Raw genomic sequence first — 12852 nt, 5'->3', positions numbered from 1 at the left:
GCGTCCACACCAGCGCCGTGGTGCTGGCGCGGGAGCACTCGCAGACCAATCTGGCGATGCGCCTTCCGGGTCTCGACAGCGCCCGCCTGACCGGCGAACTCGACTGGCGACGAGCTTTCACCTCCGCCGCCGGTCTGCGGTTCGAGCCGTTCCTGAGCGTTCGCACCGACGCCTACCAGATCCGCGATATCCTGACCGGCGTCGGCTCGACCACCCGTAGCGAGAGCATGGGCCGTGCGCTGGCCACGGGCGGCGCTGACATCACCTATCCGCTCTTCAAGCGCACCAAGGACTCCACGCTGATCCTCGAGCCGCTGCTGCAGGTGGTGGCGTCCCCGGATTCCAAGCAGGTGGTCATCGGCCGAACCGCCGAGGGCGAACCGATCTATCTGAACGAGGACAGCGTCGCCTTCGAGTTCGACGAGACCACGCTCTTCCGCCCCAACAAGTTCCCCGGCTACGACCTCTATGAAGACGGATTGCGTGTGAATGTCGCCGGTAGGGCGGGCGTCCTCTGGGATGATGGTCGCCGCGCCAACTTCATGCTGGGGCGCAGCTTCCGCACCAAACAGAACACCGTCTTCTCGGATCGCTCGGGCCTTCGCAACCAGAGCTCCGACTGGATCGTCGCAGCCGACGCCCAGCCGCTTCCCGGCCTTTCGGTGTTCAGCCGCGCCAGGCTCGGCAGCGACTCTCTCGACATCAAGCGTCTGGAGGCGGGGGCCAATGCGTCGCTGAAGTATGGCAACGGCTTTGTTCGCTATCTCACCGACGATTTCGACATCAATGGCGTCAAGCGGGAAAACCTGGACCTGGGCGGCGAGGTTTACGTCGGCAAGAACTATGGCGTCAGCCTGTACGGCAACCGGGATCTGAAGCGGGATGCCTGGGTGATCCGGGACGTCGGTGTCTTCTATCGCGACGATTGTCTGCGCGTTGACGTGATATATCGACGCGAAGACACGATCATCGGCCGCCTGCAGCCCAGTGAGTCAGTATCGGTACGCCTAACGCTCGCCACATTGGGCGGCTCATTCAATGGTAGATAGACTAAGGACCGCAGTTCGGTCGCACGAAGGAAGACTCCCGTCCATGAAGCGTTATCTGTCGGGTTCTGCAGCGCTGGGTGCGCTGCTTGCCGGCCTCCTGACCGCCTCGTCCATTGCCGCCCAGCCTCCAGAAGCACCGGTCGGCACAGCGCCAATGGAGGCGCCGGCCGCTCCCGCGCGACCGGCGCTGCTGGGCATTTCGGAATCCGTAGCGGCTGTGGTCAACGACGACATCGTTTCGACCTACGACCTTGCTCAACGCATGCGCCTGCTGATCGCCACCTCCGGCGTGCAGCCCACCGACGAAAATCTTCAGCAATTTCAGCGGGAAGCGCTGGTTTCCCTGGTCGACGAGCACCTTCAGTTCCAGGAACTTCGCCGGGTCGAGAGGGAGCAGAAGATCGATATCCTCGCCGACGAGACCGAGGTGACCGAAGAGATCGCCGGCATGGCGCAACAGAACAACATGAGCGGGGATCAGTTTCTGACCTTCCTGGCGCAGCGCGGGATCGGACCGGAAACCCTTCGAGATCAGCTTCGCGCCCAGATCAGCTGGGCGCGCTGGATCCGGGGGCGTTATGGCTCCCGGCTCCGGGTTGGTGATGATCAGATCGCAGCCGCCCAGGCCCGTCTGTCCGCGGAGGCGGCCAAACCCCAGTACAACATCGGCGAGGTCCTGATCGACGCAGCACGGGTAGGCGGTATGCCGCAGGCCATGCAGGGCGCGCAGCAACTGGTCGCGCAGTTGCAGCAAGGTGCCCCCTTCCCCGCTGTGGCCAGGCAATTCTCCGCGCTGCCGACCTCGGCGGCCGGGGGCGATGCCGGATGGGTCGGCGCCGGCGAGATGCCTCCCGAGGTTGAAGCCGTGGTCGCCCAGATGCGACCTGGCCAGCTTTCCCAGCCTATCCCGGTGAAAGACGGGGTCTACATTCTCTATCTGAAGGAAAAGCGGGCCGGTGGAACCGCCATGCTGGTCAATCTGAAGCAGGCGGCTGTGGGGCTCCCGCAGACAGCTACGCCGGCCGATGAAGCCGCAGCACGGGCCAAGCTTGCCGCGCTGAAGCCCGATATCAAGAGCTGCGCCACCCTTGAGGCCACAGCCGGCAAGGTTCAGGGCGTTATCGCCGGCGACCTGGGCGAGGCGGAAGTCGCAGATCTCGCCCCACAGTTCCGGGAAGCGGCCGAGAAACTGGCCATCGGCGAGATCTCGGATCCGATCCGGACCCAGGCCGGACTTCACCTTGTCGCGGTCTGCGGTCGCCGCGACGCTTCAGCCGCACAGGTCGACAAGCAGCAGATCGAACAGCGGCTGTTTGGCCAGCAACTGAGCATGATCGCCCGACGATACATGCGCGACCTGCGTAACTCCGCCACCATCGAGACGCGCTGAATCCGGGGGCCGGGGTGAACACAGCTCCCCTTGCCGTCACCCTCGGCGATCCGGCAGGAATAGGGCCGGAAATTGTCGCCAAGGCCTGGCTGGCGCTGCGGGATTGCGGGCCGAAATTCCTTGTCGTGGGCGACGCAAAGTCTGTCGCCGCCGCGACGTCGGGCGAGCCCGGTATTGTCCGGACCATATCGACCCCGGATGAAGCTCTGGGCGCGTTCCCTACCTCGCTGCCTGTGCTGGACATCCCACTCCCCGCGGCGGCGGTGCTCGGCCGACCGGACCCGGCATCGGCGGCGTCGGTGATCCGCTGGATCGAAACCGCTGTCGACCTGACGCTGACGGGCAAGGTTCGGGGCGTCGTGACCGCGCCCATCGCCAAGGCGCCACTCTATGAAGCCGGGTTCAAATTCCCCGGCCACACCGAGTTCCTGGGTGAGCTGACGGCCTCAACGCCTTTTGAAGGCGTCCGCGGCCCGATCATGATGCTGACGGCCGCCGACCTGCGGGTGACCCTGGTGACCGTTCACACACCCCTCGCCCGGGTGGCTGGGCAACTGAGCATTGATGGCATTGTGCACGCCGCCCAGGTTACAGCGCAGGCTCTCCGGCGGGATTTCGGGATTGCCGCGCCACGTTTGGCGGTTGCCGGCCTTAATCCTCACGCGGGAGAGAGTGGCGGGATCGGTGGCGAGGAGATCGAGATCGTCGCGCCCGCCGTCGCCGTGTTGCGGAACCTGGGCATCGACGCTCGGGGCCCCTTCCCGTCCGACAGCCTCTTTCACGCCGAGGCGCGGGCCCGCTACGACGGCGTCATCTGCCTCTATCATGATCAGGCCCTGATCCCGGTGAAGATGCTGGATTTCTGGGGCGGGGTGAACATCACGCTGGGCCTGCCTATTGTGCGGACGTCACCCGATCACGGGACCGCTTTCGATATCGCTGGTCAGGGCATCGCCAGACCCGACAGCCTGATCGCCGCCTTGCGCGCCGCCGACGAGATCGCGCTACGGCGCGGCGCATGACGCTCGAGACTCTGCCGCCGCTTCGCGATGTCCTGGAAGCCCACGGCCTCTGGGCCAACAAGGCGTTCGGCCAGCACTTCCTGCTCGACCTCAACATCACCCGCAAGATTGCACGTCTGGCGCAGGTCGGCCCCGGGGATCATGTCATCGAGGTCGGCCCCGGCCCCGGCGGCCTGACCCGCGCTCTTCTCGAAACCGGCGCCCAGGTCACAGCCATCGAGAAGGACCCACGATTTCAGCCAATCCTCTATGAAATCATAAAGGTATCGGACCATCTTCACGTCATGCTTGCCGATGCGCTGAAGGTCGTCGAGGCCGACCTGGTGGACAATCCACACGTTCATATTGTGTCCAACCTGCCCTACAATGTCGGCACCCCCCTGCTGATCAAGTGGCTCACCGGCCCGTGGACCCCGGCCTCCCTGACCCTGATGTTCCAGCGCGAGGTCGCCGACCGGATCACCGAGGGGCCGGGCGAGGAGGCCTACGGTCGACTGGCCGTGATCGTTCAGGCCACCTGCCGGGCCCGTCGGGTCATGGACGTTCCGGCCCGCGCGTTCAGCCCGCCGCCCCGGGTTGAATCCGCCGTCGTTCGGCTTGAGCCTCTACCGGAGCGCCCCTCCCCCGCTCGTCTGGACGCCCTTCAGAAGATCACCGCCGCCGCCTTCGGCCAGCGCCGCAAGATGCTACGCTCCAGTCTGAAGGTGCTGGGGGGCGACGCCCTGATCGAGGCCGCCGGGATCGATCCCCAGGTCCGGGCCGAAACCGTGCCGGTGGAGGGCTTCCTGGCTCTGGCCGATGCCTGGATCGCCACGCGCTGATCCATCGTTGCCGAACACCGCGCCACAGGCTCCAATAGACCGGACATCCAGGGGGAAATCAGATGCTGAGCCTGTTGGGCGTGGCCGCCGTGGTGGTTGGCTTTGCCGTTCGCCTTAACCCGCTTCTGGTGGTGGTCGGCGCGGCCTTCATCACCGGACTGGCCGCGGGTCTCGGCCCGCTTGAGGTACTGGACGCTTTCGGAAAGTCCTTCAACGACAGCCGGTTCATCAGCGTGGCCTTTCTGGTCCTGCCGATGATCGGCGTTGTGGAACGGGCGGGTATTCAGGAACAGGCACGATCCCTCATGTCGCGGCTCCGGGGGATATCCGTCGGTCGGTTGCTGATCGTGTATCTCGCCTTTCGTCAGATTACCTCGGCGCTGGGCCTGACCTCGATCGCCGGCCACACCCAGACCATCCGACCGATCATCGCACCGATGGCCGAGGGCGCGGTTGAAACCCACTCGGGGCCCATCGACCGCGTTACCCAACAGGACGTCCGCGCCGCCGCAGCGGCGACCGACAACATCGGGCTCTTCTTCGGCGAGGACATCTTCATCGCTATCGGCTCCATCCTGCTGATGGTGGGCTTCCTCGCCACCGCCGGGATCACGGTGGACCCGATCCATCTGTCAATCTGGGCGATCCCCACCGCCATTGCCGCCTTTCTGATCCATGCGGCCCGGTTGCTGATGTTTGACCGAATGGTCCGGCGGAGGCTGAGCCGATGATCGGTCTGTCCGTCGTCTATGTCCTGGCCGGGATCGTGTTTGGCGCTTTCGCGGTGCTGAGCGCGATGGATCGCAGCAATCCGAAGCGCATGGGAAACGCCACCTTCTGGGGCCTGGTCGCCACAAGCTTTCTGGCCGGAGACCAGCTGGGAGACCGCGGCAACGGCGTCCTTGTGCTGGCACTGGCCCTGATCGCAGGGTTCGGATGGCTGGGCAGAGGGCAACCGGCCACCACCTCACCTGTCGAGCGCAAGGCGCTGGCCGAACGGTTCGGCGCGAGACTCTTTGTTCCAGCCTTGACCCTGCCGCTGGTCGTCATCTTCGGCGTGCTGGTCCTGAAGCCGCTATCGTTCGGCGGGCAGCCGCTGCTGGACCCGAAGCAGGCGACGCTGATCTCCCTGGCACTGGCTGCCATCGTGGCGACGGCTGTCGGCCTGATCCTGCTTCGGCAACCCTTGATCAGCCCCTTGCAGGAAGGGCGCAGGCTGATGGACACGGTGGGTTGGGCCGCACTCCTGCCCCAGATGCTGGCGGCGCTTGGTGCCGTATTCGCCCTGGCCGGGGTGGGCGAAACCATAGGGCAACTGGTCACCGCCTGGATCCCTATGGATTCGCGCCTGACGGCGGTGGCGGTCTACTGCCTGGGCATGGCCGGGTTCACCATGATCATGGGCAACGCCTTCGCGGCCTTTCCGGTGATGACCGCCGGCGTGGCCTTGCCGATCCTGATCGGACGGTTCGACGGCGACCCCGCCATCGTCGCCTCCATAGGCATGCTGTCCGGCTTTTGCGGGACCCTCATGACCCCGCTGGCGGCCAACTTCAATCTGGTGCCGGCCGCCCTGCTGGAACTGCCAAATCGCTACGCCGTCATCTACGCCCAGATCCCGACCGCGCTCCCGCTTCTCCTCGTCAATACAGGCCTGATGTATGTCCTCGCCTTCCGCTGAACGCCTGACACCTGCGCTGGCCTCGTCGTTCGCCCGCATCGCGCTGGGCCATGTGGGGCGCGAGTACCCCAACAAGCTGGACCACGTTCTGAACGGGCCAGAGGATCTGCGCGGCCCGCGCGACCTGCACCCCATCTATTTCGGCAGCTTCGACTGGCACTCCTGCGTCCATGGGTACTGGATGCTGGCCAGCGTGCTGCGCCTGGAGCCGGGTATCCCGGAGGCCGCAGCGATCCGGGCGCTGTTCGATGATGCTTTCACGCCCGGGAAGGTGGAGGCGGAGGTCGACTATCTGCATCGCCCCTCAGCGCGAGGATTTGAGCGGCCCTATGGCTGGGGCTGGCTGCTGAAGCTTCAGGCGGAACTGCTGTCCCACGACGCCCCATGGGCCACGACCCACAAGCCCCTGGCCGATGCGTTCGCGGATCGATTCCGCGAGTACCTTCCCAAGGCGACGTATCCGGTCAGGACGGGCGTCCATTCATCCACCGCCTTTGCGCTGGCCCTGGCGTCGGACTATGCCAGGGCGACCGGAGACGCCGCACTCCTGACCCTGTTCCGCGACAAGGCGCGGGCCTGGTACCTGGCGGATCGAGACGCACAGGCGTGGGAACCCAATGGTGATGAGTTTCTCTCCTCCACCCTCATGACGGCGGAATGCCTGCGGCGATTGCTTCCCCCGGACGAATTCCAGACCTGGCTGGCAGACTACTTGCCGGGCATGGCCGATCAGCGGCCTGCCACCCTGTTCACGCCGGCCACGGTGTCAGACCGCACCGATGGCAAGATCGTGCACCTGGATGGCCTGAACCTTTCGCGGGCCTGGTGCTGGCGCGAGATTGCCGCCGCACTGCCCGAAGGCGAGCCTCGACGGGAAGTCGCGCATGCCGCCGCTAATCGTCACCTCTCGGCAAGCCTTCCCCATGTGTCCGGTGACTATATGGGCGAACACTGGCTGGCGTCGTTCGCCCTGCTGGCCCTTACCGCGAGGTAGGGTCCGGGCAGTGGGTTATTCGCGACGTCTGGGCTCGACCCGCGCTATGCCACCGGCTCCGACGCCTTCTCCAGCACGAAGTCATCAGGCTTGGGCGCCAACGTGGCCCGCCAGTAGTCGATCAGGCCATATGGCCAGTTCTGGCTGACCCGGCCGAATTCGTTCTTGTACCAGCTGGACACATTAGGAGATCCCCAGGCCCAGCCGGCGTTGGCCTCATCGACGTCCTTGTTGAACTTGTCGAACACCCCCTGCTTCGGCTCCATGGCGCGGGCGCCCGTGTCGGCCAGCAGCTTCAGGGCGCCGACGATGTAGCGCACGGCGCACTCCGAGAAGAAGATGATCGAGCCATTGACCACGATGTTGGTGTTGGGGCCGTAGATCGTGAAGAGGTTGGGGAAACCAGGATTGGTCATGCCCAGATAGGCCCGCGCGTCGCCGCCCCAGGTCTCGTGCAGATCACGACCATTGCGGCCCTTGATCTTCAGGAACGACAGGAAATTCGAGGCCTGGAAGCCCGTACCATAGATCAGCACATCGACCTCATGCTCGACGCCGTCGGCCGTGACGACGCCCTTTGGCGTGATACGGACCACCTTGTCTGTGACCAGATCCACGTTGTCGCGCTTGAGCGCGGCCAGCCAGACGCCGTTGTCCAGCACCGAACGCTTGCCGCCGATCGGATAGCGCGGGATCACCTTGGCGGCCAGGTCCGGACGATCCGTGACCTGGGCCATCAATGAGGCCGTGGCCATCTCGCGCATCATGGCGTTCGCGGCGCTGACGGCGTCCGGCGAGCCATTCCAGGCCGGATCGGACTTCACCATCGGCAGCATGCCCTCGGTGGTCATCCAGAACAGCCAGAAGCGATACCATTTGTCGAAGAAGGGCACGTGTTCCAGCGCCCACTTCATGCCGTCGGGCACGTCGTCGTGATAGTGCGGCACGGGCATCCCCCAGGGCGGCGTGCGCTGGAACACCGTGAGTTTCGCCACATCGGGCGCGATCTCCGGCACGAACTGGTAGGCCGAGGCGCCCGTTCCGATCACGGCGACCCGCTTACCCTTGAGGTCCACGTCGTGGCGCCATTCTGCGGAGTGGAAGGCTGGCCCCGCAAAGTCGCCAAAACCTTCGATGTCCGGGAACCGGGGGCGGTTCAACTGGCCGACGGCGGTGACGACGACATTGGCCTCGATGACCTCGGTCGCCCCGGTGGAGGTTGTCAGCACAGCCCGCCAGACGGCCCGCGCCTCGTCCCAGGCGAGGGTATCCACGCGCGTGCCGAAACGGATCGCCTTCCGCAGATCATATTTTTCCGCGATCCCACGGAAGTATTTCAGCAATTCAGGCTGCGGCGAGAAGTGCTGCGGCCAGGCGTGGTTCGGCTCGAAGGAATAGCTGTACATGTGGTTCGAGTTGTCCACCCGGCACCCCGGGTAGGTGTTCTCGAACCAGGTCCCGCCCACATCGGCGTTCTTCTCGACGATCTCGAACGGGACACCGGCCTGGGTGAGGCGGATGCCGGTCAGCAGGCCGGACATTCCGGCGCCGATCACCAGCACCTTCAGTTTGCGCGCGGCGGCCTGGAGCTTTGGCTGTTCAAACTGGGGATCCTTGCTGCTCTTTCCAGCCAGCGCCAGTTCGTCGAGCAGGAAGTCGACATAGGTCTCCGGTATCTCGGCGCCCGCAACGAAGTTCATTTGTCGGCGCAGCAGTTCTGTGTCCGGATTGGGCAGCGCCAGGGGCTTGCCCTCCAGGTGCGCCCGGATCACCAGGGCGGCCTGCCTGCGGATTTCCGCCTGGGTCTCGGCGGGGATCCCGGTGTCCGTTCGCATAGCCGGATTGTAAGTGGGCTTCCAGGCCTCACGCAGCCACTGAGGATCACCCGTCATGTGCACCAGCGCCGTCATCAGCGCCGGCAGGTGGGCGTCCTTCAGAACCGTCTCGAGATCCGCCGGAATATCGACCATGCTCATCCTGCCCATTGCTATCGTTGTTCGGTTCGACAGATCATGCCCCCGCCGGGACGCGAGCGAAAGGCGTTCCGTCACGGCATGCTGAGCGCGCCCTGAGCGCGTCGAACGCGCCGCATCAGTTCGTCGCTCATGACAAGGTCGGTCGCGGCCAGATTCTCACGCAGATGCTCGATACGGGTAGCCCCGAAGATCGCCGCGCTGACGCCTGAATTGGCCAGCACGTAGGTCAAAGCCGCCTGTGACCCCGTCATCTCCGGCTGTTCGTGGAGGAAGCGGAAGCGTCGCCCGTTGGCGAGGTCGCGGCGATGGTGCGCCATGGCTCGTGCGAGATACCAGAGGTCACGCGGCGCTCGAATCCGGCTGAACAGCGGCACGGTGTTTGCCATCGCCAGCGGCATGCCGGCCAATACGCCCTTTCCTGCCGCCACGGCGCGCCCGATCAACGGCTCACGCTCTGGCCGAAGGACGTTGTAGTCAATCATCACAGTGTCGATGCCCGCGAGACCCAGGGCGAATTCGATCACCGCCGGGTCAAAACTGTTAAGGCCCACGGCCCGCGTCAGACCGCGCGCCTTCAAGGCCGTCAAGGTCTCAGCCAGGGCTTCCAGTTCGGAAATTGAAGGGCCGTGCAGTTGCAGCAGCCCCAGATGCTCCAATCCCAGTCGCCGCAGACTTTGCTCGGCGCTGGCGACGACGGCGGCGGGCGACATATCGCGCGCGATCCTGCCGCCACCGGCGTGATAGGTGCCGGCCTTGCTGGCGATCACCAGCCCCGTCGTATCGCGACCTCTGAGCGCACGCCCCAGACGCGGCTCCGCCTCGCCGGCGGAATAGCTGGATCCCGTGTCAAACAGGGTAACCCCCAGATCCAGTGCTTCGTGTACGACGCGGAGTGCTGTCGCTTCGTCAAATGCAGGCCGGCCCCACCAACTGGCGCAGCCTAGCCCCAGTTCGGAGACCCACAGATCCGTCTGACCCAGTTTTCGCGCACGCATGTCGCTCAGCGCATTCGTGCGAATTCGGCCGCGGCGTTGGCATCCACCACCTTCCAGGCCGGAGCCGTGAGCATGTCCACGTCGAAGCGGCCGGCGACGACCAGGGGCTGGTCACCTACTGTTTTCGGCGCGGCCCGGGTCGTCATGGATCCGGGCGCCCCGGCCAGAGCCAGGACAACCCGTCGTCGGATGTGGGCGATCAGGTGAGACACAGATTGCACCTCTGGCACGAAGGGCGTCCAGGCTCCAGTTACCGGCGCGAGCCGAACGGCGGCCACATCCAGCAAGAGGCCGAACCGCGCTTGTCTGTGGCCGCCTGCGCGTGGTGGGCGGCGACGGGTTCGAACCGCCGACCCTCTCGGTGTAAACGAGATGCTCTGACCAGCTGAGCTAGCCGCCCTTGCAGCGAGTACTTAGCCGCCCCCCGGTCTGCAGGCAATCCGCCGGAACCGTCTCAGCTGTTGAGCGTGTTCTTGAGCGAGTCCCCGACCCGAAACCGGCAGGTCTGCAAGGCTGGCCGCCGCACCTTCTCGCCGGTTCGGGGATTTCGCGCGATTCCTGCGGCCCGTTTGACAGGCACGAAGCTTCCAAAGCCCACCAACCGGACCTCGTCGCCGGCCTTCAGGGATGTCGAGACCGAGGCGATGAAGGCGTCCAGCGCCTCCTTGGCCTGGGCCTTGTTCAGGCCGGTTTTGACGGCCATCGCCGATACGAGTTCGGCCTTGGTCATATGAGTTTGCTCCCAGCCCAGCTTTTTCTTTTCTGGCGTGGAGGGTATTGGGCCCCCCGCCCCCTACGCCTTTGTCGAGTTAAGGCCGGGAGCGCGCCGAGGTCAAATGCCGTATCCGGGGAAAAACGCCCAGAGCGGGGCCTTGTGACACAACTTGGTTGAAAAACCGCTCACCGCCCGTCCTCGCGCGGGCGGACGGTGAACGCTGGTCTTTCTCAGTGAGCCCGCAGACCCTCGGCTGTGTCCGCATCGTCAGCCACCGACGCCACCGGCAATACCTCAGTCCACTCGATAGCGACCGGCTGACGTACCAAGGCCTTGGCCAGAACCTCATCCATGGTGCTGACCGGAATGATCTGCAGCGCCGACTTCACGTTGTCGGGGATTTCGGCGAGGTCCTTTTCATTTTCCTGAGGGATCAGCACGGTCTTGACGCCTGAGCGTAGCGCCGCGAGCAGCTTCTCCTTCAGCCCGCCGATGGCCGTGACGCGGCCTCGCAGCGTGACTTCACCGGTCATCGCGATGTCGGCCCGTATCGGTATCCCGGTCAGCACAGAGACAATGGCTGTGGCCATGGCCGCGCCGGCGGAAGGGCCGTCCTTGGGCGTAGCGCCGTCCGGCACGTGGATGTGGACGTCGGTCCGCTCGAAGGAGGGCGGCTCAAGGCCAAACTTCGTGGCCCGGCTGCGGACATAGCTGTTCGCCGCCGAAATCGACTCCTTCATCACGTCCTTCAGGTTACCGGTGATGGACATCCGGCCCTTGCCCGGCATCTTGACCGCCTCGATCGTGAGGATGTCGCCGCCGAACTCGGTCCACGCCAGGCCGGTGATGATGCCCACCGCGTCCTCGGCGTCCGTCTCGCCATAGCGATACTTCTGCACGCCGGCGTATTTGGCCAGTCGCTCGTCATCGATGGTGATCGAGGTCAGGGTTTCGCGGCCCAGATCCCGCACGACCTTGCGCGCCAGATTGCCCAGTTCTCGCTCAAGGCTCCGGACGCCGGCTTCGCGGGTGTAGTAGCGGATCAGGCCACGGATGGCCTCTTCCGGCACCACAAACTCTTCCGGCTTCAGGCCGTGGTCCTTGGTCAGCTTGGGCAGGATATGCCGCTTGGCGATTTCGACCTTCTCGTCCTCGGTGTAGCCGGGGATACGGATGATCTCCATACGGTCCAGCAGGGGCTGGGGCATGTTGAGCGAGTTGGCCGTGGTGACGAACATCACCGGCGACAGATCATAGTCCACCTCGAGGTAGTGGTCCCCGAACGTGGAGTTCTGCGCCGGATCCAGCACCTCCAGCAGCGCCGACGAGGGGTCGCCGCGATAGTCGGAGCCCATCTTGTCGATCTCATCCAGCAGGAAGAAGGCGTTGGTGGATTTGGCCTTCTTCATCGACTGGATGATCTTGCCGGGCATCGAGCCGATGTAGGTGCGGCGGTGGCCACGGATCTCGGCCTCGTCGCGCACGCCGCCCAGCGACACCCGCACGAACTCTCGGCCCGTTGCCTGGGCGATGGAGCGACCGAGTGACGTCTTGCCAACCCCCGGAGGTCCGACCAGGCAAAGGATCGGGCCCTTCAGCGAGCCAGTGCGGCTCTGGACCGCCAGGTACTCTAGGATCCGTTCCTTGACCTTCTCCAGGCCATAGTGGTCGTCGTTGAGGGTGTCCTCGGCCTTCTGCAGGTCGATCGGCTTCTGCTTGGCCTTGCCCCACGGGATCGACAGCAGCCAGTCAAGATAGTTGCGGACCACGGTCGATTCCGCCGACATCGGGCTCATGTTGCGCAGCTTCTTGAGCTCGCTCTCGGCCTTGGTCTTGGCTTCCTTGGATAGCTTGGTCTTCTTGATGCGCTTCTCGAGCTCCATCAGCTCGTCGCGCGTGTCGTCAGGCTCACCCAGTTCGCGCTGAATCGCCTTCATCTGCTCATTGAGGTAGTACTCGCGCTGGGTCTTCTCCATCTGGCGCTTCACGCGGTTACGGATCTTCTTTTCGGTCTGCATGACCGAGATCTCGCCTTCCATGAGGGCGTAGACCTTCTCCAGCCGCTTCACGACATTGAAGACTTCCAGCAGTTGTTGCTTCTCGGCGATCTTAACCGAGAGGTGCCCCGCGATGCGGTCGGCGAGTTCGCTGGGATTGTCGATCTGCGGGATCGCGGCCAACGCCTCGGGCGGGACCTTCTTGTTCAGCT

At 64.8% G+C, this 12852-nt stretch carries 12 protein-coding genes and 1 tRNA gene; 7 read left to right on the top strand and 6 right to left on the bottom strand.

Annotation, left to right across the window (positions count from 1 at the left end; all coding sequences use genetic code 11):
* The 7 genes from ACIQ42_RS08770 to ACIQ42_RS08740 all read left to right on the top strand — a co-directional run.
* Positions 1–1049 (top strand): LPS-assembly protein LptD (locus tag ACIQ42_RS08770; protein WP_397421822.1); only part of this gene is annotated, 1049 nt, incomplete at its 5' end.
* Positions 1050–1092: 43 nt separating this feature from the next.
* Positions 1093–2439, top strand: a complete 1347-nt coding sequence (locus tag ACIQ42_RS08765; RefSeq protein ID WP_397421821.1) for a peptidylprolyl isomerase — start codon at positions 1093–1095, stop codon at positions 2437–2439.
* A gap of 14 nt (positions 2440–2453) precedes the next feature.
* Positions 2454–3461, top strand: a complete 1008-nt coding sequence (pdxA, locus tag ACIQ42_RS08760; protein WP_397421820.1) for a 4-hydroxythreonine-4-phosphate dehydrogenase PdxA — start codon at positions 2454–2456, stop codon at positions 3459–3461.
* Positions 3458–4282, top strand: a complete 825-nt coding sequence (gene rsmA / locus ACIQ42_RS08755) for a 16S rRNA (adenine(1518)-N(6)/adenine(1519)-N(6))-dimethyltransferase RsmA (protein ID WP_397421819.1) — start codon at positions 3458–3460, stop codon at positions 4280–4282. The genes pdxA and rsmA overlap by 4 nt, the downstream gene beginning before the upstream one ends.
* 62 nt (positions 4283–4344) lie before the next feature.
* Complete coding sequence (locus tag ACIQ42_RS08750; RefSeq protein WP_397421818.1) at positions 4345–5013, top strand: DUF969 domain-containing protein; 669 nt, start codon at positions 4345–4347, stop codon at positions 5011–5013.
* Positions 5010–5963: a DUF979 domain-containing protein gene (locus tag ACIQ42_RS08745; RefSeq protein WP_397421817.1), complete on the top strand. Its 954-nt coding sequence runs from the start codon at positions 5010–5012 to the stop codon at positions 5961–5963. Before ACIQ42_RS08750 ends, ACIQ42_RS08745 begins: the two co-directional genes overlap by 4 nt.
* Positions 5944–6957, top strand: coding sequence for a DUF2891 domain-containing protein (locus ACIQ42_RS08740; RefSeq protein ID WP_397421816.1), 1014 nt, complete (start codon positions 5944–5946; stop codon positions 6955–6957). The genes ACIQ42_RS08745 and ACIQ42_RS08740 overlap by 20 nt, the downstream gene beginning before the upstream one ends.
* Positions 6958–7001: 44 nt before the next feature.
* Here the strand turns inward: ACIQ42_RS08740 and ACIQ42_RS08735 are convergent, their stop codons facing one another.
* The 6 genes from ACIQ42_RS08735 to lon form a co-directional block, all read right to left on the bottom strand.
* The gene (locus ACIQ42_RS08735) at positions 7002–8933 is read right to left on the bottom strand and encodes a flavin-containing monooxygenase (RefSeq protein WP_397421815.1); all 1932 of its coding nucleotides are present in this window, start codon (positions 8931–8933) and stop codon (positions 7002–7004) included.
* A 71-nt stretch (positions 8934–9004) separates the two neighbouring features.
* The gene (locus ACIQ42_RS08730; protein ID WP_397421814.1) at positions 9005–9928 is read right to left on the bottom strand and encodes an aldo/keto reductase; all 924 of its coding nucleotides are present in this window, start codon (positions 9926–9928) and stop codon (positions 9005–9007) included.
* Positions 9929–9933: 5 nt separating this feature from the next.
* The gene (locus ACIQ42_RS08725; protein WP_397421813.1) at positions 9934–10140 is read right to left on the bottom strand and encodes a hypothetical protein; all 207 of its coding nucleotides are present in this window, start codon (positions 10138–10140) and stop codon (positions 9934–9936) included.
* A gap of 111 nt (positions 10141–10251) precedes the next feature.
* A tRNA-Val gene (locus ACIQ42_RS08720) sits at positions 10252–10328 on the bottom strand.
* Positions 10329–10382: 54 nt separating this feature from the next.
* On the bottom strand, positions 10383–10658 hold the full coding sequence (locus ACIQ42_RS08715) for an HU family DNA-binding protein (RefSeq protein ID WP_397421812.1): 276 nt from the start codon (positions 10656–10658) through the stop codon (positions 10383–10385).
* A 215-nt stretch (positions 10659–10873) separates the two neighbouring features.
* Positions 10874–12852, bottom strand: a 1979-nt coding sequence (gene lon, locus ACIQ42_RS08710; protein ID WP_397421811.1) for an endopeptidase La, incomplete at its 5' end; no start/stop codon positions are given.

Origin of the sequence: Phenylobacterium sp. (assembly GCF_044372605.1) — a bacterium.
In the GTDB taxonomy this organism is placed as follows: Bacteria; Pseudomonadota; Alphaproteobacteria; order Caulobacterales; family Caulobacteraceae; genus Phenylobacterium.
The sequence above is the reverse complement of the archived record's forward strand: the minus strand, read 5'-3'. Positions and strand labels throughout refer to the sequence as shown.

What these genes read in the sequence shown, in the direction of transcription:
- ACIQ42_RS08730 (WP_397421814.1), bottom strand. Translation starts at nt 9,928, where the DNA reads ATGCGTGCGCGAAAACTGGGTCAGACGGATCTGTGGGTCTCCGAACTG.
- rsmA (WP_397421819.1), top strand. Translation starts at nt 3,458, where the DNA reads ATGACGCTCGAGACTCTGCCGCCGCTTCGCGATGTCCTGGAAGCCCAC.
- ACIQ42_RS08750 (WP_397421818.1), top strand. Translation starts at nt 4,345, where the DNA reads ATGCTGAGCCTGTTGGGCGTGGCCGCCGTGGTGGTTGGCTTTGCCGTT.
- ACIQ42_RS08745 (WP_397421817.1), top strand. Translation starts at nt 5,010, where the DNA reads ATGATCGGTCTGTCCGTCGTCTATGTCCTGGCCGGGATCGTGTTTGGC.
- ACIQ42_RS08715 (WP_397421812.1), bottom strand. Translation starts at nt 10,658, where the DNA reads ATGACCAAGGCCGAACTCGTATCGGCGATGGCCGTCAAAACCGGCCTG.
- ACIQ42_RS08740 (WP_397421816.1), top strand. Translation starts at nt 5,944, where the DNA reads ATGTCCTCGCCTTCCGCTGAACGCCTGACACCTGCGCTGGCCTCGTCG.
- ACIQ42_RS08765 (WP_397421821.1), top strand. Translation starts at nt 1,093, where the DNA reads ATGAAGCGTTATCTGTCGGGTTCTGCAGCGCTGGGTGCGCTGCTTGCC.
- ACIQ42_RS08735 (WP_397421815.1), bottom strand. Translation starts at nt 8,933, where the DNA reads ATGAGCATGGTCGATATTCCGGCGGATCTCGAGACGGTTCTGAAGGAC.